The organism is Ferribacterium limneticum (assembly GCF_020510625.1).
Classification (GTDB): domain Bacteria; phylum Pseudomonadota; class Gammaproteobacteria; order Burkholderiales; family Rhodocyclaceae; genus Azonexus; species Azonexus limneticus_A.
Genome location: NZ_CP075191.1, coordinates 2,142,094 through 2,164,748 on the forward strand (window position 1 = coordinate 2,142,094; position 22,655 = coordinate 2,164,748).

Annotated in this window: 19 protein-coding genes; 16 read left to right on the top strand and 3 right to left on the bottom strand. The window is 55.5% G+C overall.

Translation table 11 applies throughout. The annotated features are described in order from the left end of the window. The first annotated feature begins 2 nt into the window (after nucleotides 1-2). The 16 genes from KI617_RS10045 (at nucleotide 3) to KI617_RS10120 (ending at nucleotide 18,557) form a co-directional block, all read left to right on the top strand. Nucleotides 3-1,097 carry an XrtA/PEP-CTERM system-associated ATPase gene (locus KI617_RS10045; RefSeq protein WP_226445972.1) on the top strand — a complete coding sequence of 365 codons (1,095 nt, stop codon included), beginning with the start codon at nucleotides 3-5 and terminating at the stop codon, nucleotides 1,095-1,097. Beyond that, a complete protein-coding gene (gene wecB, locus KI617_RS10050) occupies nucleotides 1,090-2,262 on the top strand; it encodes a non-hydrolyzing UDP-N-acetylglucosamine 2-epimerase (RefSeq protein ID WP_226445974.1) in 1,173 nt (390 codons plus the stop codon). Before KI617_RS10045 ends, wecB begins: the two co-directional genes overlap by 8 nt. Nucleotides 2,263-2,264: 2 nt before the next feature. Then, a complete protein-coding gene (locus tag KI617_RS10055; RefSeq protein WP_226445975.1) occupies nucleotides 2,265-3,104 on the top strand; it encodes an XrtA system polysaccharide deacetylase in 840 nt (279 codons plus the stop codon). Nucleotides 3,105-3,107: 3 nt separating this feature from the next. Further along, nucleotides 3,108-4,142, top strand: a complete 1,035-nt coding sequence (locus tag KI617_RS10060) for a FemAB family XrtA/PEP-CTERM system-associated protein (protein ID WP_226445977.1) — start codon at nucleotides 3,108-3,110, stop codon at nucleotides 4,140-4,142. 6 nt (nucleotides 4,143-4,148) lie between these two features. Beyond that, entirely contained in the window at nucleotides 4,149-5,369 is a 1,221-nt protein-coding gene (locus KI617_RS10065; protein WP_226445978.1) for a TIGR03087 family PEP-CTERM/XrtA system glycosyltransferase, read from the top strand. Then, nucleotides 5,360-6,877 (top strand): exosortase A, encoded by a 1,518-nt coding sequence (xrtA, locus tag KI617_RS10070; RefSeq protein ID WP_226445979.1) that lies wholly within the window; start codon nucleotides 5,360-5,362, stop codon nucleotides 6,875-6,877. The genes KI617_RS10065 and xrtA overlap by 10 nt, the downstream gene beginning before the upstream one ends. Next, the gene (locus KI617_RS10075) at nucleotides 6,874-8,037 is read left to right on the top strand and encodes a TIGR03088 family PEP-CTERM/XrtA system glycosyltransferase (RefSeq protein ID WP_226445980.1); all 1,164 of its coding nucleotides are present in this window, start codon (nucleotides 6,874-6,876) and stop codon (nucleotides 8,035-8,037) included. The genes xrtA and KI617_RS10075 overlap by 4 nt, the downstream gene beginning before the upstream one ends. 11 nt (nucleotides 8,038-8,048) lie before the next feature. Beyond that, on the top strand, nucleotides 8,049-9,956 hold the full coding sequence (locus tag KI617_RS10080) for an XrtA/PEP-CTERM system amidotransferase (protein ID WP_226445981.1): 1,908 nt from the start codon (nucleotides 8,049-8,051) through the stop codon (nucleotides 9,954-9,956). Continuing rightward, nucleotides 9,953-11,170, top strand: a complete 1,218-nt coding sequence (locus KI617_RS10085; protein ID WP_226445982.1) for a TIGR04063 family PEP-CTERM/XrtA system glycosyltransferase — start codon at nucleotides 9,953-9,955, stop codon at nucleotides 11,168-11,170. Before KI617_RS10080 ends, KI617_RS10085 begins: the two co-directional genes overlap by 4 nt. Nucleotides 11,171-11,207: 37 nt before the next feature. Then, the gene (locus KI617_RS10090) at nucleotides 11,208-12,425 is read left to right on the top strand and encodes a glycosyltransferase family 4 protein (protein ID WP_226445983.1); all 1,218 of its coding nucleotides are present in this window, start codon (nucleotides 11,208-11,210) and stop codon (nucleotides 12,423-12,425) included. Continuing rightward, nucleotides 12,426-13,697, top strand: coding sequence for a putative O-glycosylation ligase, exosortase A system-associated (locus KI617_RS10095; protein WP_226445984.1), 1,272 nt, complete (start codon nucleotides 12,426-12,428; stop codon nucleotides 13,695-13,697). 11 nt (nucleotides 13,698-13,708) lie between these two features. Then, on the top strand, nucleotides 13,709-14,383 hold the full coding sequence (locus tag KI617_RS10100; protein ID WP_226445985.1) for a tetratricopeptide repeat protein: 675 nt from the start codon (nucleotides 13,709-13,711) through the stop codon (nucleotides 14,381-14,383). 97 nt (nucleotides 14,384-14,480) lie between these two features. Continuing rightward, nucleotides 14,481-15,455 carry a polysaccharide deacetylase family protein gene (locus KI617_RS10105; protein ID WP_226445986.1) on the top strand — a complete coding sequence of 325 codons (975 nt, stop codon included), beginning with the start codon at nucleotides 14,481-14,483 and terminating at the stop codon, nucleotides 15,453-15,455. 7 nt (nucleotides 15,456-15,462) lie between these two features. Further along, nucleotides 15,463-16,422: a glycosyltransferase family protein gene (locus tag KI617_RS10110; RefSeq protein ID WP_226445988.1), complete on the top strand. Its 960-nt coding sequence runs from the start codon at nucleotides 15,463-15,465 to the stop codon at nucleotides 16,420-16,422. A 133-nt stretch (nucleotides 16,423-16,555) separates the two neighbouring features. After that, complete coding sequence (locus KI617_RS10115; RefSeq protein WP_226445989.1) at nucleotides 16,556-17,710, top strand: glycosyltransferase; 1,155 nt, start codon at nucleotides 16,556-16,558, stop codon at nucleotides 17,708-17,710. A 133-nt stretch (nucleotides 17,711-17,843) separates the two neighbouring features. Beyond that, nucleotides 17,844-18,557, top strand: coding sequence for a class I SAM-dependent methyltransferase (locus tag KI617_RS10120; RefSeq protein ID WP_226445991.1), 714 nt, complete (start codon nucleotides 17,844-17,846; stop codon nucleotides 18,555-18,557). On the opposite strand, the gene KI617_RS10125 is transcribed toward KI617_RS10120, so the two are convergent. Genes KI617_RS10125 through KI617_RS10135 form a run of 3 tightly spaced genes read right to left on the bottom strand, consistent with a single transcriptional unit; the run spans nucleotide 18,531 to nucleotide 22,632 of the window. Further along, nucleotides 18,531-19,694: a carboxylate--amine ligase gene (locus KI617_RS10125; protein ID WP_226445993.1), complete on the bottom strand. Its 1,164-nt coding sequence runs from the start codon at nucleotides 19,692-19,694 to the stop codon at nucleotides 18,531-18,533. The genes KI617_RS10120 and KI617_RS10125 overlap by 27 nt on opposite strands. Nucleotides 19,695-19,744: 50 nt before the next feature. Next, nucleotides 19,745-20,902, bottom strand: a complete 1,158-nt coding sequence (locus KI617_RS10130) for an acyltransferase family protein (protein WP_226445994.1) — start codon at nucleotides 20,900-20,902, stop codon at nucleotides 19,745-19,747. Continuing rightward, the gene (locus KI617_RS10135) at nucleotides 20,899-22,632 is read right to left on the bottom strand and encodes an asparagine synthase-related protein (RefSeq protein WP_226445996.1); all 1,734 of its coding nucleotides are present in this window, start codon (nucleotides 22,630-22,632) and stop codon (nucleotides 20,899-20,901) included. The genes KI617_RS10130 and KI617_RS10135 overlap by 4 nt, the downstream gene beginning before the upstream one ends. Nucleotides 22,633-22,655: the final 23 nt, after the last annotated feature.

Below are 22,655 nucleotides of genomic sequence, written 5' to 3' on the forward strand. Positions count from 1 at the left end.
GCATGTACGAAGCGTTTTATGGCTTGAGCAGCAAGCCTTTCCAACTGAATCCAGACCCCTCCTTCTACTTCGGTAGCAAGCAGCATCGGCGCGCCGCGGCCTATCTTGAATATGGCCTGCACCAAAATGAGGGATTCATTGTCATCACCGGTGAAGTAGGCGCGGGAAAGACGACCATTGTCCGCGGCATGCTTGACAGCCTTGACCAGGACAAGGTGATTGCCGCCCATCTGGTCAGCACCCAGCTTGATGCCGACGATACGCTTCGCCTCGTTGGCGCCGCCTTCGGCTTGCGCACCAAGGATGTATCGAAGGCTGACGTCCTGATGACCCTGGAGGCCTTCCTGATCAGCATGACCGGCAAGGGCAAGCGCTGCCTACTGGTTGTGGATGAGGCACAGAACCTGACCCAGCGCGCGGTCGAAGAACTGCGCATGCTGTCGAATTTCCAATTTGGCAATCACGCGCTTCTGCAAAGTTTTCTCGTCGGCCAACCTGAATTTCGCCATATTTTGCAGAGTCCGAATCTGATGCAATTCCGACAACGCGTCATTGCCGCCTGCCATATCGGACCACTCGATGTCGATGAAACAAAGTCTTACATCGACCATCGTCTTAAGTGCGCCGGCGCCAACGAGAGCATCGTAATTTCTCCAGATGCACATGAGGCTATCTTCAAGGCCAGTAGTGGCATTCCAAGACGCATCAATTCAGTCTGCGACCGATTGTTGCTTTTTGGTTTCCTGAGCAACAAGAAAGAATTCAAGGCGGAAGATGTCGAGGAGGTCGCCAGGGAAATCTACGAAGAAACAATGGGAGGTTCCACATTTGTTTCCATTCCTAACGGATTGGGAGATGTTGGAAACAACCAGTTTTCTTCTCAATTTGCCTCGGCCGATGGTTCCATTAGCGATCCTGGGCAATTCCTCGCATCGCTGAACGTTCAGCAGTTTGGCGATCGCTTGGCGCGCCTTGAGAGTGGCTTGATGCAACTTGAAAAAATCAACAGCGCTACCCTTTCGCTACTCCAGCAAGTTATTGGCACTCGCCCCCAAACACCGACAGACATGGCCGAAAAAGAGAAAACAAATGCCTGATATTTGGCCAGCAGACTTGGGACCAGTCATTTGCGTCGTCGGCGCCCGCCCGAATTTCATGAAGATGGCGCCGATTCTTCGGGCCTTCTCCAATAATCAACCGGCCATTCCAACGTTGTTAGTTCATACCGGGCAACACTATGACCGGGATATGAACGACAAGTTATTTGAGGATCTGCAACTCCCTCATCCGGATATAAACCTTGAAGTTGGCTCCGGTACCCATGCGGTTCAAACTGCAGAAGTGATGCGCCGTTTCGAACCGGTGCTGGATGAAAAGAAACCTTCGTGCGTTCTGGTCGTTGGTGATGTCAATTCAACGCTCGCCTGCACCCTTGTTGCGGTGAAAAAAGGGATTCCGGTGGTACATGTAGAAGCCGGACTGCGTAGCTATGACCGCGCAATGCCCGAAGAAATCAATCGCATCCTGACCGATCAGATTGCCGACATTCTCTACACTACCGAACGTAGCGCAACGGCCAACCTGACTCGCGAAGGTATCTCGGAAGAACGTATTCGTTTTGTCGGCAATGTCATGATCGACTCTCTTCTGAGCAATCGCGAAAAGGCGCGCGATCCTCAAGAAACCCTTCGCACCTGCGGTGCCGATCCTCAAGCAATCGCCAGCACGCAAGGTTTTGGTGTGGTAACGATGCACCGGCCATCAAACGTTGACCATCCGGAAGTGCTGCGCTCCCTGCTTGGGGTATTAAAGGAAATATCCGAATCGCTACCGTTGGTTTTCGCGCTTCATCCGCGAACCAAAGGAAATATCGAGCGTTTCGGGTTAAGTGACCTAATTGACACGCCGCGCATGATCATGCTGCCCCCACAGGGCTATCTTGAAATACTTGGCCTGATGGCAAATGCGCGGATTGTACTGACCGACTCCGGCGGCTTGCAGGAAGAAACCACTGCGCTTGGCGTGCCCTGTCTCACCATGCGCGAAAACACTGAACGCCCCATTACGGTCGATCAAGGAACCAACACCATGGTTGGCCGGGACATCGAAGCAATTCGCTCGCACACTCGTGAGACATTGGCGGGTCACGGCAAATCAGGCCGTGTCCCGGAATTGTGGGATGGTCTTGCTGCCGAGCGCATTGCCGCCGATCTCGGCGGATGGCTCATCGCTCGTCATCAATCCAAGCAGTCAATTCAGTGACAATGGCAGTCAACGTCGTCCGCAATGCTTTTACCATTGACGTTGAAGACTATTTTCAGGTTTCAGCATTCGCTCCGCACATTCCTCGTAGCGAATGGCCAGACCGTGAATGTCGTGTTGAGCGAAACGTCGACTGCATCCTGGCGATGCTTGATGAGCATGATACCAAGGCGACTTTCTTTACCCTTGGCTGGGTAGCCGAGCGCTATCCGAATCTCGTCCGGAGCATCGTTGACAACGGGCACGAAGTTGCCAGCCACGGCTATGGCCATGAACGTGCCAGTGACCAGACGCCAGAAAATTTCTTCTCTGACATCAATCTGGCCAAGTTGCTGCTCGAAGACATCACGGGGGTAAAAGTCAGCGGCTACCGCGCTCCCAGCTTTTCCATCGGGGAAAAGAACCTGTGGGCATTCGAGTGCCTTGAGCGAGCCGGTTACCGTTACAGCTCCAGCGTCTATCCCATTCGCCATGACCATTACGGCATGCCAGATGCTCCAAGGCATGCGCATCAGATAGGCCAATTGCTAGAAATACCGCCAACTACGTTACGCCTTCTGAGCCGAAACTGGCCAGCAAGCGGTGGCGGCTACTTTCGTCTGATGCCCTACAAACTCTCGTCCTGGATGATTCGTCGCGTCAATGAAATCGACCAATTGCCGGCGGTGTTTTACTTTCATCCTTGGGAGGTCGACCCGGGGCAGCCACGCATTGCTGGCATCAGCGCCAAAACACGCTTCCGTCACTACCTGAATCTTCATCGCATGGAACTCCGTCTGCGTTGCCTCCTCAAGGACTTCTCGTGGGGCCGTATGGACGAGCTTTTTCTCGAAAAACCCTAAACCATGCAGATCAGGCAACTAAATCCTTCGGACAAGGAAGGCGCAGTACGCTGGGATGCTTTTGTTTATGCCTGCCCGGAAGCTACTTTTTTTCACCGTGCGGCATGGCAAGGCATTATTCGCGAGGTATTCAGACATCCCACCTGGTATCTCTATGCCGAAAAAAATGACGAAATCGTCGGTGTTCTGCCGCTGGCACAGATCAATAGTCTTCTTTTTGGCAATTCCCTGACCTCCCTGCCCTTCGCTGTTTATGGGGGCGTTGTGGCCAGATATCCAGATGCCGTCGCCATGCTGGAGCAAGAAGCACAAAAGCTCGCCCAGGAACTCAAGGTAGACCACCTCGAATTCCGAAACATCACCCCACGCCACAGCGAATGGCCAACCCAGGATCTCTACGTGACTTTCCGCAAAGAAATCCTGCCTGATGTCGAAGCCAATATGTTGGCCATTCCTCGCAAACAGCGTGCGATGGTCCGCAAAGGCATCAAAAACGGCTTAGTCAGCAACATTGACACTACCAGCGACAGATTTTTTGCCCTCTTTGCCGACAATGTCCACCGTCATGGCACCCCCGCCCTGCCAAAGCGCTACTTTGACTGTCTGCTCAAGGTTTTTGGAAACGATTGCGAAATTCTTACGGTGACAGGGCCAGACGGACAGATCTTAAGCAGCGTGCTTTCGTTTTATTTCCGCGATGAAGTCCTGCCTTATTACGCTGGCGATGACGAAGCGGCGCGCGACCTGGCTGCCAATGATTTCAAATACTGGGAACTGATGCGCCGTGCTTGCGAGCGTGGACTGAAGATTTTCGACTACGGGCGCAGCAAGGTGGGCACCGGCCCCTATGCATTCAAGAAAAACTGGGGCTTCGAACCACAGCCGCTGTCTTATGAGTATTGCCTGTACAAGCGCAACGATATTCCTCAGAACAACCCCAGCAATGCCAAGTACAAGTTGTTCATCGCAGCCTGGCGACGACTGCCCATCGGTCTCGCCAACCGGCTTGGCCCATACATCGTGCGCAACTTGGGCTGAGATCGAATGGCCAATATTCTCTATCTGGTTCACCGACTGCCTTATCCTCCGAACAAGGGCGACAAGGTGCGTTCATACCATCTGCTCAAACACTTGGCCAAAGAGCACAACGTGTATCTCGGCACGTTCATTGATGATCCGGAAGATGAAGTTCACATTGAAACTGTGCGCAATCTGTGTACCGATCTGCATGTCGCTCGCCTTGAGCCGCGTTTCGCCAAAATTCGCAGCCTCAATGGTCTCCTCGCCGGAGAACCATTGACCCTTCGTTATTACCGCGATGCAGGCCTGCAGGCGTGGGTGGACAACACTTTCAAGTATCACAAGATCGATGCCGTCGTAATCTTCAGTTCGGCCATGGCGCAATACATTGAGGATAAGCGCCGGGTTCCGGTACTGATCGATTTCGTCGACGTCGATTCGGCCAAATGGACGCAATATGCCGACAAACATCGCTGGCCCATGTCCTGGATCTATCGCCGTGAAGGCAAGTTGCTGCTTGCCTACGAACGCCTGATGGCAAACCTGGCGACCCGCTCCTTTTTTGTCACTGAGGCCGAGGTAGTGCTGTTCACGCGCTTGGCCCCGGAATGCCGGGTCCGTATCGATGCGATGTGCAATGGTGTCGATGCCGAGTTTTTCTCGCCAGATGTTGGACGAGAGAATCCGTTTGGCGCCAACGAAACCTCCATCGTCTTTACCGGCGCAATGGACTATTGGCCGAACATCGATGCCGCCACCTGGTTCGTGAACGAAATACTGCCAAGCCTTAGGCAGCAGCGCCCTGAAATTCGCTTCTATATCGTTGGCCGTAGCCCAACGCCGGAAGTACTTGCACTGGCAGATGAACACGTCGTTGTTACCGGCACTGTGCCGGATGTTCGTCCCTATCTGCAGTACGCAGCTGTCGTCGTCGCACCGCTCCGTGTCGCCCGAGGCATTCAAAACAAGATTCTGGAAGCCATGGCCATGGAGCGCCCCGTTATTGCCACGACGGAATGTGCCGCTGCCGTCGATGCCAAAATCGATGCAGAATTGCTCGCGGCGGCCACTGCCGGGGAGTTCATTGCCCAAATCAACCGGCAACTGACCAACCCGGAAAACGCAACTACCATTGGTCAGGCCGCGCGTGCGCGGGTTGTTGCACGATACAGTTGGGATGCACACCTGAGCGGCATTGATCCCTATCTCAATTTTGCTGAACAACCAGAACCGTCATGCCCCTAGCCACCAGACTCCCCACCGCCTGGCAGCGCACATTGCCGCTACTGCTGGCACTGATCGGCTGGATTCTCTTCTGGTATTGGGAAACCTTGTCAGCGATGGTCGGTATCTGGGAACGTTCCGACACTTACGCACATGCCTTTATCGTGCCGCCGATCGCCCTCTGGCTGATCTGGCGCAAGCGTGATGAACTGCTTGCCCTCCAGCCCAATGCCTCCGGCTGGCTAGCTATCCCGCTGGCTGTGGCAACTTTCCTTTGGCTCCTGGGCCAATTGACGGCGGTCAACGCGCTGACTCAATTTGCACTGGTCGTTACGCTGATTCTCGCCATCATGTCCCTGTTGGGTCTGAAGATCAGCCGCCACATCGCCTTTCCGCTGTTCTTCCTCCTCTTCTCGGTTCCGATCGGTGATTTCATGATGCCGAAATTGATGGACTGGACTGCTGCGTTCACGGTCACGGCGCTCCGCGCAACCGGCATTCCTGTTTACCAGGAAGGAAATCAATTCGTTATTCCATCCGGCAATTGGTCAGTAGTTGAAGCATGCAGCGGCATCCGCTACATCATCGCCTCAGTAACGGTCGGCACCCTTTTCGCCTATCTCAACTTTGTCAGCTTGCGCCGACGCTTGCTCTTCATCCTGGTATCAATACTGGTTCCAGTGGTCGCCAACTGGCTGCGCGCCTACATGATCGTCATGCTCGGCCACTTTTCCGGGAACAAGCTTGCCGTCGGCGTTGATCACCTGATCTACGGATGGGTATTCTTTGGCGTAGTGATGATGGCAATGTTCATGATTGGCGCAAGATGGGCCGAGGAACCTGCCTCCTCTCATCCGGCCCCTTGGACGGTGACTTCCACAGGCAAATCAGGCTGGCTCGCCAGCCTGATCATCGCACTCGTTGCGGCAGCCGGACCGCTTGCATTTACCGCCATTGACCAGTTGGACAAGGCAAATGAACCACGACTTGCGCCGCTCACGCTATCGGATGGTTGGCAGGAACACCCGCCATTCGCCAGTTGGCACCCAGCCTTCGATGCCCCGCCCGCGAAATTTCAGGCGGCGTTCAGTAAAGACAATAAATTTGTTGGCTTATACGTAGCCTATTACCGGAATCAGGACTATCAGCGCAAGCTGGTGACTTCGACCAATACGCTGGTCACAACCAACGATTCTGTGTGGTCAGTTATCTCCCGCGACACGGCGAGTACAAGCATCGATGGCCTCCCCGCGGTGGTCCGTACTGCCCAGCTGCTCGGGAGAGACACGACCCCACCTACCAATCTCATTGTCTGGCAGTGGTACTGGATCAACGGCAAGCTCGTCACGTCCGATGCCGAGGCAAAGATCCAAACCGCATTGTCCCGCCTTCGTGGTGCCGGCGATGATTCGGCCGTCATCATGATTTACGCACCGAGCGATTCGGCAACCGATACGCTACCTGTTTTTTCTGCCCAGGCCGCAGGAGCAATCAACCAATGGCTCACCACGACGCGTGACGCTCGATGAACAACGATCCACGCCCGCTCATCGCACATGTCGTCTACCGTTTTGACACGGGCGGGCTGGAAAATGGCGTAGTCAATTTGATCAACCACATGCCAGCAGATCGATACCGGCATGCAGTCATAGCGCTGACTGAAGTCACTGATTTCCGTGAGCGCATCGAGCGTGACGACGTTCAGTTTTTCTCATTACGTAAGCCACCCGGTCAAACCTTCTGGATTTTCCCGCAGCTGTTTCGCCTCTTTCGCCAATTACGTCCGGCCATTGTCCACAGCCGCAACCTGGCGGCACTCGAAACCCAGTTGCCGGCCTGGCTAGCGGGCGTTCCTGTACGTATTCACGGCGAACACGGCCGTGACGTAGGCGATCTGGATGGCAGCAATGTCGCCTATCAACGTATCCGCCGCTTTTACCGCCCCTTCGTGACTTTTTACCTCGCCCTGTCCCGTGACCTCGCGCAATATCTAAACGGTATTATTCACATCCCGGAAAACAAGATGCTGCAGGTCTACAATGGTGTCGACACTGAACGCTTCAAGCCCTCGCGAGATCGCACACCGATTTTGGGCTACCCGTTTTCTGCCGATGAACACTGGGTAATCGGTACCGTAGGGCGCATGCAAACGGTCAAGGATCAGGTGACGCTGGCCAAAGCTTTTGCTAGAGCGGTCGAACTTGTGCCAGAACTTCAGTCCCGCATCCGCCTGGCAATCGTAGGAGATGGCCCGCTTAAACCAGAGTGCCTGCAGATACTGGATGGAGCGGGCATTGGGCACCTGGCCTGGTTGCCAGGTGAGCGCACCGATATCCCCGAAATCATGCAAGCCCTTGATTGCTTCGTTCTGCCTTCGCTGGCCGAAGGCATTTCAAATACCATCCTCGAAGCGATGGCCTCGGGGTTACCAGTGATCGCTACCGACGTTGGGGGCAATGCCGACTTGGTGGATTCCGGCATTACCGGGGAGATCATTCCTCCGGCAGACTGCGAAACCATGGCTCGAAGCATCGTACGCTATGCGAGCGATCCTGATGCCTCCAACGCTGTTGGTTGTGCAGGACGCCAACGCGTCGAGCAGAAATTCAGCCTGAACGCCATGGTTGCTGCCTACCAAGGCATCTACGATCAATTAATGCACCGTAGCGGTGCGCTTTCCCAGCACTGACAGGACACAGCATGTGCGGCATCACCGGCATTTTCGACACCAGAGGCAAACGCGACATCGATCGTGCGGTACTGCGCCGCATGAACGAATCGCAGTTTCATCGCGGCCCCGATGAAGGTGGAATCCACATCGAACCTGGCGTTGGTCTCGGCCACCGCCGCCTGTCGATCATTGACCTGTCCACCGGCCAGCAGCCGCTCTATAACGAGGACAAAAGCGTCTGCGTGGTTTTCAATGGCGAAATCTACAACTATCAGGAACTCATTCCCGAACTGCAGGCTCTCGGCCACGTTTTCCATACCCGTAGCGACACCGAAGTCATTGTCCACGCCTGGGAAGCCTGGGGCGAGGGCTGTGTCGACCGCTTCCGCGGCATGTTCGCCTTCGCGCTGTGGGACCGCAATCGCGAAACCCTGTTCCTCGCCCGCGACCGCCTCGGCGTCAAACCGCTTTTCTATGCCCTGCTCGACGATGGCAGCTTCTTGTTTGGTTCCGAACTGAAATCGCTACTGGCCCATGGCGGCCTCAAGCGTGAGATCGATCCCTGTGCCGTCGAGGAATACTTTGCCCTCGGCTACGTCGCCGAGCCGCGCGCCATCTTCAAGCAGGCTAGGAAGCTACCTCCGGCCTGCACCCTACTCTTGCGTCGCGGCCAACCGGTCGGCCAGCCGCGTGAATACTGGGACGTCCGCTTCACGCTCGACAATCCGATCAGCGATGCCGATGCACAGGCCGAACTGACACACCGCCTGGAAGAGTCGATCAAGCTCCGCATGATCTCGGAAGTACCGCTCGGCGCCTTCCTCTCCGGCGGTGTCGACTCCAGCGCCGTGGTTGCCATGATGGCCGGCCTCTCGGCCAATCCGGTCAACACCTGCTCGATCGGTTTCTCCGATCCGGCCTTCAACGAGTCCGAATTCGCCAAAATGGTGGCCGACCGCTACCACACCAACCACCATCTCGATGTAGTGGAAAGCGATGACTTCGACCTCATCGACACGCTCGCCCGGCTTTACGACGAACCCTACGCCGACAGCTCGGCCATCCCCACCTACCGGGTCTGCCAGCTGGCCCGCAAGCACGTCACGGTCGCCCTTTCCGGCGATGGCGGCGATGAAAGTTTCGGCGGCTATCGCCGCTACAAGCTGCACCTGATGGAAGAGAAAATGCGCTCGGCCTTGCCCCTCGGCCTGCGCCGGCCACTGTTCGGCACGCTGGGCAAGCTTTACCCAAAAGCCGATTGGGCACCGCGCGTCTTCCGCGCCAAGACAACCTTTGAAGGAATCGCCCGGACATCGGTGGAGGGCTACTTTCATTCCGTTTCCATCCTGCGCGCCCCGATGCGCCGACAGTTATTCAGCGACAAATTCAAATTCGCCCTAGGCGGTTACGATGCCCAACAGATATTCCAACGCCACGCTAGCAAAGCGAATACCGATGACCCGCTCGCTCTGATCCAGTATCTCGATCTAAAAACCTACCTAGTCGGCGACATCAACACCAAGGTCGATCGTGCCAGCATGGCCCACTCGCTGGAAGTCCGCGAGCCGCTGATGGATCACAAACTGGTCGAATGGCTTGCGACGCTGCGCTCATCGGAAAAGATCCGCGGCCAAGAGGGAAAATACATTCTCAAGAAATCGATGGAATCCTATCTCCCGAACGACGTACTCTACCGGCCCAAAATGGGCTTCTCGGTACCGCTCGCCCGCTGGTTCCGTGGCCCGCTTAAGCAACGTGTCCAGGATGCCATTCTCGGCTCGCGTCTGGCTGACACCGGCTGGTTCAACCGTGGCTATCTGCAGCAACTGGTCACCGATCACAACAACGGTACCCGGGATTACAGCGCTTCGATCTGGACTTTGTTGATGTTCGAAGCTTTCCTGCGCAACGTCATGGAGCCGGAGTTACAGGCATGACCCGCACGCTGCACATTCTCGACCACTCGATCCCGCTCCATAGTGGCTATACTTTCCGTACGGCCGCCCTGCTCCGTGAACAGCGCGCCCTAGGGTGGCAAACCTTCCATGTCACTTCACCCAAGCAAGGTGCCAGCAACGCAGCCATCGAAGAAGTAGACGGCCTGCAGTTTTATCGTACCCCGCTGCCCACCGGCATCACGTCCAGACTACCGGTCATCAAGGAATTCGCCTTGATGCAGCAGTTGGAGAAGCGTATCGAAGAAGTCGCTCGCGAAATTCGTCCGGACATCATCCACGCCCACTCCCCGGTACTCAATGCCTTTCCCGCCATCAAGGTGGCCCGCAAACTAGGCATTCCGGTCGTCTACGAAATCCGCGCCTTCTGGGAAGATGCCGCGGTCGATCATGGCAGCACCCACGAAGGCAGCCTGCGCTATCAGGCCACACGCGCCTTGGAAACTCACGCCATTCGGCAGGTCGACCATGTATTCACAATTTGCGAAGGTCTGCGGGCCGATATCGTGGCACGAGGCGTTCCTTCCGAAAAAGTGACCGTCATCCCTAATGCAGTCGACATCGAATCGTTCCAGCTGGCCAGCCCACCCGACCCGCAACTCCAGCTCCAATGGGGGCTGAACGAAAAAACAGTGATCGGTTTTATCGGCTCCTTCTATGCCTACGAAGGACTCGACCTATTGCTCAACAGCTTCCCGATGATCCTGGAAACGGCCCCCGAAACCTGTCTTCTGCTGGTTGGCGGGGGGCCACAGGAAAACAATCTGAAACAACAAGCCAAGGCCTTGGGCATATCCGACAAGGTCATATTCACGGGCCGGGTACCGCACAAGGAAGTTAACCGCTATTACAATCTGATCGACGTCCTTGCATATCCCCGCCACTCGATGCGTTTGACTGAACTGGTGACGCCGCTCAAGCCGCTGGAAGCGATGGCCCAAGGCAAACTCTTCGTTGCATCAGACGTCGGGGGACATCAGGAACTCATCACTGACCGCTACAACGGAATCCTGTTCAAAGCGGGTAATCCGGAAGCATTGGCAACCAGCATTCGGGAACTGATTTCCTCCCGCGGGCATTGGCCCCAACTTCACGCCAATGGCCGCCGTTTCGTCGAGGACGTTCGCAACTGGCGCAATAGCGTTGCCAACTATATCGCGCCGTACACCCGGCTACTTAACAAGAAGCCTCTTTGATCTTCGGAGCCCGAAACGCCCATCTCGACGACTTCTAATGGCTCGCCCGATCAAGACCCTTCTATTTTCTTCACTGTACCCAAGCTCCGTACGCCCGGGACACGGTATCTTTGTAGAAACCCGATTACGCGAGCTGCTGAAAACGGGCGAAGTCGAAACTCAGGTGGTCGCTCCGGTGCCCTGGTTTCCCTTCTCCAGCAAGCGCTTCGGTGAATACGGACGCTTTTCCGCCACCCCGAAATCAGAACATTGGAATGGTGTCAGCGTCCACCATCCTCGTTATTACCTTCTGCCCAAAATTGGCATGAACTTGGCTCCGCAGGCACTCGCCAATGGCGCTCTACCGACCATACGCAAACTTATCGCCAATGGCTTTGACTTCGATCTGATCGATGCCCACTACTATTATCCCGATGGCGTTGCCGCCGGCATCATTGCCCGAAAAATTGGCAAGCCTTTTATCGTGACTGCACGAGGCACCGATCTCAATCTGATTCCGAACTATAGCGAACCCCGCAGACGTATTCTGGAAACGGCGTCACTGGCTGATGCCTCGATAGGGGTCTGCAATGCACTGATGGAAAAGCTTTCCAGCCTGGGAGCAGCGCCCGAAAAACTGGAGGTATTCCGCAACGGGGTAGACCTTGAGCGCTTTCGCCCGGAGCCAAAGGAAGAAGCGCGTGGCCGCTTAGGCTTAACTGCTCGCCAGATCATCCTTTCAGTCGGTAATTTGGTTGAACTTAAGGGTCACGATATCGCCATTTCAGCAATGACTAAGCTCCCTACCGATACAACACTGGTTATCGTCGGACAAGGTCCACTCGAGTCCGAACTGAAAGGTCTCGCCGAGCGTCTGAAGGTTAACGACCGCGTCGTTTTCGCGGGCCCAATACCCAACACTGACCTACGCTGGTGGTACAGCGCCGCAGATGTGCTGGTACTTTGCTCCAGCAGGGAGGGTTGGGCCAACGTCTTGCTCGAATCCATGGCCTGTGGAACACCGGTTGTTTCAACTTCAGTCGGAGGAACTCCAGAAATTGTGACGAATCCGCAAGTTGGCCGTCTGATGCTCACCAGAGATTCAGCAACCCTCCTCAAGGAACTCCATGGCCTTATGGATAAGTTCCCTGACCGCGCAGCTGTTCGCCAATTCGCCGAGAAATACTCTTGGACCGAAACATCAGTCCGCCAAATCAAGCTATTTCGTCGCATCATAGCTATGCAATGCACTACCACACAGCTGGAAAAAAACTAAATGCGTGATATTGCACTCATAACAATTTTTGTAGCACTCATTCCAGCGATACTGCGTCGCCCCTATATCGGCGCGCTCGCATGGGCTTGGATTAGTCTTATGGCCCCGCACCGTCTTGCTTATGGAATTGCCTACTCTCTTCCGTTCGCAATGATGGTTGCAATTACCACTCTGATTGCCCTGACTTTTTCCTCCCAGCGCAAGCCATTTCCTGTTACCGGCTTCACTGTGCTGCTCTTGATATTTATCTGCTGGATGTCAATTACGACAATTACGGCAATGAATCCTGATAGTGACTCCGTCATCTACATGTGGAAACAAGTTCTCAAGTCACATCTTATGCTTATGGCCACACTCATGCTTATCCGTGGCCGAAAGCATATTGAGTATTTGATCTGGGTGATATCTGTATCGATCGGTTATTACGGCGTCAAAGGTGGCTTCTTCACGATAATCATGGGAGGCGAATCTCGGGTTTGGGGGCCAGCTGAAACGTTCATCGAAGGAAATAATGAACTCGCACTTGCCCTCGTCACGCTTATCCCGTTGCTTTACTACCTGAAACAGATTTCAAATAACAAGTGGATAAAAATCGGCATGTGGGTCAGCATCGTTGCCTGCCTCTTTTCAGTACTTGGAAGCCACTCGCGTGGGGCGCTGATAGCGATCGTCGCCATGTCGGTTTTTTTCATACTCAAAAGTGACCGACGCTTACCATTAGCGATGGTAATGATCGCTACCGGTATTGTTGCAGCGATTTTCATGCCAGAATCATGGCACGCACGCATGCACACGATCGAGACCTATCAGGATGATGGCTCAGCCCAAGCACGCCTGAACACCTGGGCGACCATATGGAATATGGCACTGGATCGCCCTTTGGTTGGCGCAGGTTTCCAGGTAGGCAGCGATCTGCTCTACAGTCTTTATTCACCCGGACCGTGGTCCAAATCGTTTGACGCCCATAGCATCTATTTCCAGGCATTGGGAGAACATGGCTTTCCGGGTCTCATCCTTTATCTTTCCATCGGGCTCCTCACTTGGGTAAAGGCCAGTAAGATTGCAAAGGAATATGCTACCGGTGCCGATGCGCAGTGGATTCCATTACTTATGCACATGATTCAGGTGAGCCTGCTTGGTTTCGCTGCAGGCGGAGCCTTCCTTGGACTTCTGCACTACGACTTCCCTTATTTTCTAGCAGGCCTTGTAGTAATTGTTGAAGCCACCCAAAAGGAGAGCAAACTCATTTCCAACAGCGCCAACAATCCATGAGAGATCATCAAATGCCCCGGTTCCGCCAAACCGTTATCTGGCCCATTTTTTTAAAAATGCATATAGCCCTGAGAATCCTTGCAGTTCTCATTGGACTTTCACTGCTCACACCAGGTCTGGCCATCAGTGCCGGAATGGTCATGAGCGATGGCGAATTTGGGATGCTCCCAGAATATTGCCGGCAAAAGAGCCACGTTTCCGTACGCCACAGCGTCTCAAACCAGGCTTACTTTGAAGGAAGCGCTTCATACGTCGGATCCCTGCACCACTACTGCTGGGCACTCGTCAATCTTACGCGTTCGTATCGCGCAGGTATCTCCATTCAGGAGCGCACGAGCATTCTTTCCAACGTGGTTGCCGATATCGATTACGTCTTTAACAATCATCCGGTCACGTCCGGAAACTCCTCATTGTTTTCTGAAATGTATGGAACCAGAGGGCTGGCGCTACTACGTTTGGGCAACGCCCGAGCTGCCGAGTCATCCTTTCAAGAGGCAAACAAGCTCGACCCGAAAAACTGGCGCGCATACCTCCAGTGGGCGATTTATCTTCGCCAAGCAGGAAGAAACAAAGAAGCCTTGAAAGTCGTTGAGGAAGGGCTCGAAAACACGCCTGACTCACGCGCGCTGAAGTCGCTCCAATCCGAAATTCAAGGTAATCCGTCAAAAGGAAAAAAGGAACAATGATTCTCCCTTCGCTGCAGGCATGACGCTCTACATGTTGAACACATTCAATATTTCTCTCGTACCCACCGCTGGAGATGCCGTTTTCGGCTAAGCCAAAATGCTTTGGAAAACTGCGATACGCCATTTATCAGGCAAGGGAAAGTCAGCCAAGTTACAAGTCTTCATCTTTCACCGAGTCCTGCCCGAAACTGACGAACTAATGGCGGGAGAGCCCAGTATCAAAGAATTTGACTGGATGGTCCGTTTCATTGCCGACGCCTATACCGTACTGACCTTCGGCGACGCGGTTTCCCGCCTTCAGTCGGGCACCCTCCCGCCCGGATGTGCTTGTATCACCTTCGACGACGGCTATCAGAACAACGCGACCCTAGCCGCACCCACGCTGAAAAAATATGGCGTACCCGGAACGTTTTTCATTGCGACAGCCTATCTGGATCGGCAGAGAATGTGGAATGACAAAGTCATTGAGGCAGTGAGACAAATGCCCGACGGAGAGTTTGACCGCACACCATATGGCCTCGCTCCATGCCAGCTCGGCTCCGGCGTTACGCGTGCCGAATGCATCTCCCAGCTTCTTGACGCGCTCAAATATCTTCCTCACGGTCAGCGAAGCGAGCTATCTCAATCTCTGACCAACGCAGCCGGCATTGGCGAATCCTACGACACCATGATGACGCCAATCGAAGTCAGGACACTGCGCAACTCCGGAATGGAAATTGGGGCACACACGCACACCCACCCGATTCTCAGCGGTTTGCCAGACAATGTGGCAGAAGCTGAATTGGCGCGCAGCAAGGACGAGCTAGAGGCCATCCTGGGCGAACCCATCACGTCGTTCGCCTACCCAAACGGCAATACAAGTCGAGATCTCAGCCTGCAACACGTCGCGATGGCCAAAAAACTGGGCTTCCGCGCCGCAGCAACGACAGACTGGGGAATTGCAACCATGCATACCGACCCCTTCCTGATTCCCCGCTTCACCCCATGGGATCGTACGCCCCGTCGATTTGCGCTGCGCTGCGCGCTCGCCATGGGAAAACCTTTTAAGTTAACGAACGATGCAACAGCCTGACAGCGCAATGACAGCTACCACGCCACCAAAGTGGGCAGTTGTAGTATTTGCTGCGCGGGAATCTGCAGAGACCATTGAGTCCACCATCGAAGCGATCAATCAGGCAGTAACAGAAGATGACTGTCAAATCGCAATTCTGGTCAATGGCAACAGAAACCTTGCCGACCAGTTGTCGCGCCGCTATCAGGAGCGTTCCTACAGCCCCCCGAAGGGAATCAGGATCGACATCTGGTTTCTGGAAGTGGGCGACAAGGCACAGACCTGGAACGCTTACGTCCACCGACTCTACCCGGGTGCCGAGTTAACGTTTTTTGTCGACGGCTATGCTGAGCCCAAGCCGGATGCACTGCATTTGCTATCACGCGCAATCAGCGAATCGCCACAAGCGCTGGCCGTCTCCGGCGTCCCATCCTGTGGCAGCTCTGCACGCTGGCAAGCCGCCGTCATGCTACGCAGCGGCGGGATTCACGGCAATCTCTTTGCCCTACCCAAGCGAACCATGGAGGAGCTCCGCCAACGTGCAATATGCCTGCCAAAGGGGCTCTATCGCACAGATTCGCTGATCGGAGCCATCCTGAATTTCCGCTTCGATCCATCCAAGCACAATTGGGATCCAGGCCAAATTCTGGTCCAAGGGGATGCAACCTGGAAAACTAACACCCTACGCTGGTGGCATCCGGGCGATATACGCACGCACGTGAAGCGACTCCTTCGACAGTCGCAAGGGCAACTGGAAAATCTTGCCGTCAGCGACCACCTCGGGCGCCATCGCCGCTCCCCCGAAACCCTTCCGCCAACCGCACGCGAGCTCGTACTGCAATGGTGGTACGGCAACACCGGGCCGAACTGGCATCGCATCGCGCTCCACCCGAGTTGGTTGTTCGCCTTGCGCCGTATGCGCGAAATCCGCGACTGGTCCAAAGCCGACCAAGCACCGAGCCTGATTGATTCATACCCTCATCCGTAACATCCCTAGGGACCGAAACCCTCAGCAAAACACTGATGTCATATGGTAATGTGGAGTCCCTCAAAACATAGGGAGCGCGCCATGCCTTGGAAAATCGAATGCCTAACCGGCCCATGGCGACCACCTGCTTGAAATGACACACAACCGCAAGATATTGCTCGTTACGCCCAGCTCGCCTTTCTCGCCCCAATCGGGCGCCGAGCAGCGCACCGCATTGTTGTACGAGGCATTGCTTCAGTTGGGTCAAACTGACGTGCTTCTGGTTTCCCCCACAGATCTGTCGTCACGCGTTTCGACGGCGAAAGACGACCGCATCATTGCCGAATTGCTGTGGAAAAAATCCCGATTCGGCATCTCGAAATACGCACCGCAAACATTCTCCGAAACTGAAGGAGCCCCCCGGAAACCGGACTACCGACAGTACGACATGATTGTCGGCCGTTATCTCAACCCGATCTGCAAACTTCATCTTCCCCGAGACATACCCACCATTGTCGATCTCGACGACTGGCAAAAGAGCTATGGAACCGACAATGGATTTTCACCATCTGCCGTCGCGCAGCGCCTGAAACAGACTTACGCTGCTTGGCTAGCCAAACGTCAACTTGGGCGCTTCAACGGATTTTTCTTCGTCTCCGAACGCGACCGCAACTCCGAACCGCAACGCCTGAGCGCAACCCTGCCCAATATACCGTTTGCCCCCCCGAAGATTCCGCTACCGGATAACGTCAGCAGCAATATCCTGTTTGTCGGTGCGCTCTGGTATGCGCCGAATTCGAACGGGATAGACCATTTTCTCGCCAACTGCTGGCCCCGGATACGATCAGCCGTTCCTACAGCAACACTCAGCTTGATCGGCGCTGCGCCCCAGGAAACCAGAAAAAACTGGGAGAAGCACCCCGGTGTAAGTGCTCCGGGCTTTGTCGACGATCTGGGCGATGCCTATCGTTCGGCAGCGTTCACGATCGCCCCCATTTACTTTGGTGGCGGCACAAACATCAAGGTCGTCGAATCGCTCGCCTTTGGCCGCGCCTGCGTCACGACACCGCACTGCGCCAGCGCTTTCGAAAGCGACCTTGTCGCCGGCAAAGCCATATCAGTTGCAGCAGACGACGATACCTTCGTAGACCACTGCATTACGATGCTGAGCAATCCGGCCCGACGGCACGAGCAGGCCGAAATAGGCCACCAGATCGTCAGCACCATATACAACCGGGATACGTTTACCCGCAAAGTACTCGACCTTGCAGACAAGGTTCTCGTCGCCCGCGCGCCCATCCTTGGTTGAACATCCATACATCGAAAGCATGTCTATGTCGGCTCCCTGCCCTCTCTGCGGTAAAGAAAGCTCGTTCCTGTTTGAACGGGCAGTCCTGGGAAAATACACAACCGCTTACCAACACTGCCGGACCTGCGACTACGTGTTTGTACCGCAAGCACACTGGCTGGCAGAGGCCTACTCTGAAGCCATCGTCGAGTCGGATACCGACATCGCAGCGCGCAACATTTTCACCTCACTCCGATTGGCGGCCTTACTCTATCTTGCCTTCCATGAACGCGGCCAGGGGCGCTTTGCCGACGTAGCCGGCGGCTACGGTTTGCTGACGCGCCTGATGCGGGATCTCGGCTTCGATTTTTACTGGTCGGATTCCTACGCCAAGAACATTCTGGCACGAGGCTTCGAATACAGCGGAGCGCTGGGCCCGTGCGATGGCGTTACAGCCATCGAAGTACTTGAGCACACCGTTGACCCGGCAGCCTTCATACGCGACAACCTGGCGCGTTGTAAAAGCGACACACTGATCTTCACCACAGAAGTATTCCCGGACGGAAAACCGCCTGCCGCCGACAAATGGTCTTACTACGCATTCGAAACTGGCCAGCACATCTCGTTTTTTTCGGCCCGGGGCCTTGCCATTCTGGGTGAACGTCTCGGTCTGCGCTATATCCGGCAGGGACGACTGCACATACTCACCCGCCGCAACCCCTCTCCCATCCTGGTCGCACTGGCATCCAAGCGCTGGGCATCGCTACCACTGGCGCTCTATGCCGCCAGAAAGCTGGGTTCTCGACGAAATGCCGATCAGCGCCTGCTGCTCCAGCGCGCCTCAGCCTCGCCCGAAAATCCCCAGTGAAGCCAGGCGCGCCTTGATGCGCCCCAAGGTTAGCTCCAGCCAGGGCATTGGGTCAGACAAGCGCCAGTAGGCGTCGACCAACGGGCTGGCTGGAGGGTTTCCCAACTCCGGCTGTAATTCGGCAGACCACTTGTCGGTCACCGGCTCCCGCCAGATACGCGCCGGCTGGAAGTAATTTCCGGTCGGCGCTGGCATCCCGGTTTCCCGGCAGTAAGCCGCAAGCGGGATATTGATGCCATTCACCGTGGCAACCTCTTCCTGGAAATCGGTACGTCCGACAGTCGGTTCGACCATGTAGAAACGACCATCACGGGAATCCCGCTTGTATTCCATGCTGCCCATACCAACGAAACCGACATCGCGGAAAAATGCAGTCGTTTCAGCGGCCAGTTCCTGATGAAACTCCGGCGCTGCCACACAACTGGCTGTTCCACCTATCCGTGGTGGCCAGGAGCGCAGCTTGCGTCCCACAAACGACACCACTTCAGCCTGATCGGCATTGATGTATTGAAGGCAGAAATAAATATCCGAATCGGTCCCCTCGATCCACTCCTGGACAATGAGGTCGGACAGAACCGGAGAAATCTCGTTGAACAGGGCCACCGCCTCATCCGGGTTCGCAACCACATACGCCTTTTTGAACTTTGCCCCATAGGCGTAGTCTTTGACGGCCGGCTTGAGGACACATGGATAGCGCAACGAGGACAACCTGCCGAGATCAACAGGCGAACGCAGGTGCTCAGCAGCAGGTATGGAATAGCCGAGATTCTGTGCGTACTGCTGAAACTCCTCCTTGCGCATGAGCGCCATCAGGAGCTCATGCTCGGGCAGTGTCAGGCGATACCAGGGCAGAATCTCCTCTCTCCGCTCGGAAACCGTGGTCACTGATTTTTCTTCGGTCAGGAAAAGTACCGGTTTGACCGACTCGGATTTTCCAAACGCAACCAGCGCGTCAATCACCGAATCGCCCCCCGTACTGTCAATGCGGTGGCGTCGTGCGAGACGGGTATGCATTGCCGCATCCTCGTCATCGCCGAATACGACGACCGGAATGCCTGCCTTGGCCAGGCTGCGCACGATACCCAGCGCATTAAGACCACTCCCAACCACGACTGCCTTGGCATTAATGATGCTCATGCAAACTCCCCAACTGCTAATGCTAGCGACGAATTGAACAAGATATTCCCTCAGACCGGGCGTATACGCCCGAGAAAACGCATGGCCAGGCGGCGGTAACTCTGCTTGCGTTGCTCGGTCAGCGCGCCGAGCGCGAGGCAGATCAGGGCAACGCCCAGTATCGACCCAAGAGCGATCGCCTTGTCATGTCCGGAATTGGGAAAGAAATAGCCGATGAACTGCGACATTGGACGATGAAACAGATATAGGCTGAAGGTGTAACCGGCCAAGAAGACGACCGGCTTCCTGCAGGCCTGCAGCCAGACCTTGGCGCTGTCGTCGAGTCCGCGAAAAGCCAGGAAGTTGGCGGCCACCAGCAAGCCGAGCACATAGTCGGTCGCGAATGTTTGCGAGGCTTGTAAGTGCCAAAACCCCGGAATGGTGTCGTGGAGGTTCTCTTTTATCTGCACATCAACCCCTGTGTAATGAAGTCCAATGATTGTCAAGATTGATCCAATCCAGATAACCAGACCCCAAGCATGGCTAGGCACAAGCCTTGCCCCATGTGCGGCAAGCCATGAACCCAGTAACCACAGCGGAAAAAGGAGCAGGATGGCCGGCCCGGCGAGCAATGCTGCTGCCGTCACCCAAAGCCAGCGTCGCCAACCCTGAACGAACAAGGTAAGGCCAAAGATGACGTAGTACCACGCCTCATAGCACAGCGACCAGAACGGATCGTTCCAGGGAAGTGCCGTGCTCATTGACCACGATTCATTGAGGAAGAACAGCGCCCCAAACAGATTCCCCCAAGCCAGTTCTTTGCCAAAGAAAATGGGGCCGAGTCCCTGAGGGTCCATCATCACACCCAATGCCTTGACCGCAAAGCTGAGCACGATGGCCGGCAAGACGACGGAGTAGATTCGTGCAAAGCGGGCTGCCACGTAGGCGCGCCAGTCATGCTCTCGACCGAAGGCGGAATGGCTGATCACGAGGCCGGACAAAACAAAGAAGATCACAACGGCCTCATGACCGAAGTGACCGATCTCCAGCCAGCCCGTTGCCATACCATCCTGGTCGAGGTGTCCGACCAGAACCGCCAGCGCAGCCAGAAAGCGAACCAGATCGAGATAGACCGAGAAATCCTCGGTCATCAAACCACTGGCTACCGCAGCGGGAGCGGGATGACCGGTAGGTTTTTCAGCAGCCGGACTTACGGGATCGCGCATCATTTCGGCCCGTCAATATCCTGGCATTGATTGGCATACAGCAACACCGATGATGCGAATTGCAAGGCGTAGGAATAATCCTGAATACCGAAGTAGGTAAGCAGAACGGCGCCGATCAGTTTTCTGCGATTGATCAAGCCGTCGGAGACTCTTCCACCCGCACGGGCCAGCGACCAGTATCTGCGAACATCCTCACGCCGCAAGCGTTTTGCGGCATCGCCCGTCTCGGCATCCCATTGCAGCCGGACGCCGGGTGGTGACGGAATCGGGCATGGTAAATGGCCGGGGTAGGCTTGCCACGGAACGCTGGTAACTGCTGGAGGAAAGTGGCCGAGCCATTCCAGATAAAAGCGATGATAAAGACAGCTATCGATGGGCAAGGAGAGAATGACAGCCATGAAACGTGTGTCGAAAAACGGCAGTTGAAGCTCAATGCGCTTCAGGTCGATGTTCTCGAAGTGTTCGGCCATGTGGCGGCGCTGATCGTTGAACATCAGGAAGAGGTGCATGCGCCGCCCGGGGTCTGGGCATTCGGCAAGACGCTCGAGTTCTGCCACCACCCCCACCTTGGGCAATTCGGCGAGCCTGGCAGCCTCCTCCGGATGCAATGCGCCGAGCGTCAGGCCCAGGCGATTGTGGCAGAGGAACTGTTCTGCTGCTGCTTCAGTCCTGCCCTCCCGCATCAGGGCCATGAGTTTTTCAGTCAGGTAAACATGGCCAAGGCCAACACTACCGCCATCTCCTCCCCAGATCATCTTCGGATGCTCCGGCGCCAGATCGGACGTCGCCACGGCAGCCAGCCAATCGGCGACGGCGTTCGGACGCTGCCCGATTTGATGGTGGCGGGTACCCAGCGCCTCGGCAATCATCTGCCCGAATACTTCATCCTGTGTATTGGGACGGGAGCAATTGGCGGTATGGACAGTAATTCTTTGTTCGCTGAGGCATCCGACAATCGCCCGCGAGTCCAGACCGCCGCTGAGAAAGGCGGCGACCTTGCGATCCTGCCCTAGGCGTCGCCGGACGGCATTTTCGAATTCAGCATGCGCGAGTTCGGTACCCTCCTGTAGAGAACCGGAAAACCCTTGCAGGTTCGGCCACCAGCGATAGTTATTGGCCACGATGCCTTGGGTTGTGATCGTAATGGCCTCTGCTTCGCGAATTGTCTTGATGTCGGCAAATGGCGTCCTGTCGGCCAACGAGAAGTGAAAGGCCGCATATTCCATCAAGCCGGCCGTATCAGCTCGCTTCGGCACAATCGGCAGCGCCTCGAGTACCCGCAATGCGGTCGAGAAAACGGCATATTGATCGCCCACCCAGTAGTAGATGGGGCGCACACCGAAATGATCGGCCAGCAGGGTCAAATCCCCGGAGGCCTTGTCGAAGAAGGCAGCACAGAAGGTTCCGCTGGCCCGGTCCGGAACGCTCCAGTCACCGGTCGCCACGGCGTGTTGCAAGCTGGCAAGGTCTTCTTCCCGGGAAGCAGGGCTTCCACGGTGCTCATCGACCAGCAAAGGCTCTCCAGCCAAGAGCGCAAGTTGCCGTTCGTCATCAAGAATTCCAGCACTTCCGAAAGCTCCAATGTCGACCTTGACGAAATGAAAGCCTTTTCCGGCCACTTCGGTGACAACTTCGTTCCGAAAACGAGACAGCTCCCGCTTCAAACCCGCTCTTACCGCATCGGGTACTACCACCGACGGCGCTCTCGCGACGATTCCTGCAAATATTGTCATTGCTTACTCCACAACGGTTCCTG

Excerpts from the sequence above, each read along its gene's own strand:
- KI617_RS10090 (WP_226445983.1), top strand. The coding sequence starts at position 11,208 with ATGGCTCGCCCGATCAAGACCCTTCTATTTTCTTCACTGTACCCAAGC.
- KI617_RS10125 (WP_226445993.1), bottom strand. The coding sequence starts at position 19,694 with ATGAGCATCATTAATGCCAAGGCAGTCGTGGTTGGGAGTGGTCTTAAT.
- KI617_RS10135 (WP_226445996.1), bottom strand. The coding sequence starts at position 22,632 with ATGACAATATTTGCAGGAATCGTCGCGAGAGCGCCGTCGGTGGTAGTA.
- KI617_RS10085 (WP_226445982.1), top strand. The coding sequence starts at position 9,953 with ATGACCCGCACGCTGCACATTCTCGACCACTCGATCCCGCTCCATAGT.
- KI617_RS10060 (WP_226445977.1), top strand. The coding sequence starts at position 3,108 with ATGCAGATCAGGCAACTAAATCCTTCGGACAAGGAAGGCGCAGTACGC.
- KI617_RS10105 (WP_226445986.1), top strand. The coding sequence starts at position 14,481 with ATGCTTTGGAAAACTGCGATACGCCATTTATCAGGCAAGGGAAAGTCA.
- KI617_RS10100 (WP_226445985.1), top strand. The coding sequence starts at position 13,709 with ATGCCCCGGTTCCGCCAAACCGTTATCTGGCCCATTTTTTTAAAAATG.
- KI617_RS10045 (WP_226445972.1), top strand. The coding sequence starts at position 3 with ATGTACGAAGCGTTTTATGGCTTGAGCAGCAAGCCTTTCCAACTGAAT.
- KI617_RS10115 (WP_226445989.1), top strand. The coding sequence starts at position 16,556 with ATGACACACAACCGCAAGATATTGCTCGTTACGCCCAGCTCGCCTTTC.
- KI617_RS10055 (WP_226445975.1), top strand. The coding sequence starts at position 2,265 with ATGGCAGTCAACGTCGTCCGCAATGCTTTTACCATTGACGTTGAAGAC.
- xrtA (WP_226445979.1), top strand. The coding sequence starts at position 5,360 with ATGCCCCTAGCCACCAGACTCCCCACCGCCTGGCAGCGCACATTGCCG.
- KI617_RS10065 (WP_226445978.1), top strand. The coding sequence starts at position 4,149 with ATGGCCAATATTCTCTATCTGGTTCACCGACTGCCTTATCCTCCGAAC.
- KI617_RS10130 (WP_226445994.1), bottom strand. The coding sequence starts at position 20,902 with ATGATGCGCGATCCCGTAAGTCCGGCTGCTGAAAAACCTACCGGTCAT.
- KI617_RS10110 (WP_226445988.1), top strand. The coding sequence starts at position 15,463 with ATGACAGCTACCACGCCACCAAAGTGGGCAGTTGTAGTATTTGCTGCG.
- KI617_RS10075 (WP_226445980.1), top strand. The coding sequence starts at position 6,874 with ATGAACAACGATCCACGCCCGCTCATCGCACATGTCGTCTACCGTTTT.
- KI617_RS10080 (WP_226445981.1), top strand. The coding sequence starts at position 8,049 with ATGTGCGGCATCACCGGCATTTTCGACACCAGAGGCAAACGCGACATC.
- wecB (WP_226445974.1), top strand. The coding sequence starts at position 1,090 with ATGCCTGATATTTGGCCAGCAGACTTGGGACCAGTCATTTGCGTCGTC.
- KI617_RS10095 (WP_226445984.1), top strand. The coding sequence starts at position 12,426 with ATGCGTGATATTGCACTCATAACAATTTTTGTAGCACTCATTCCAGCG.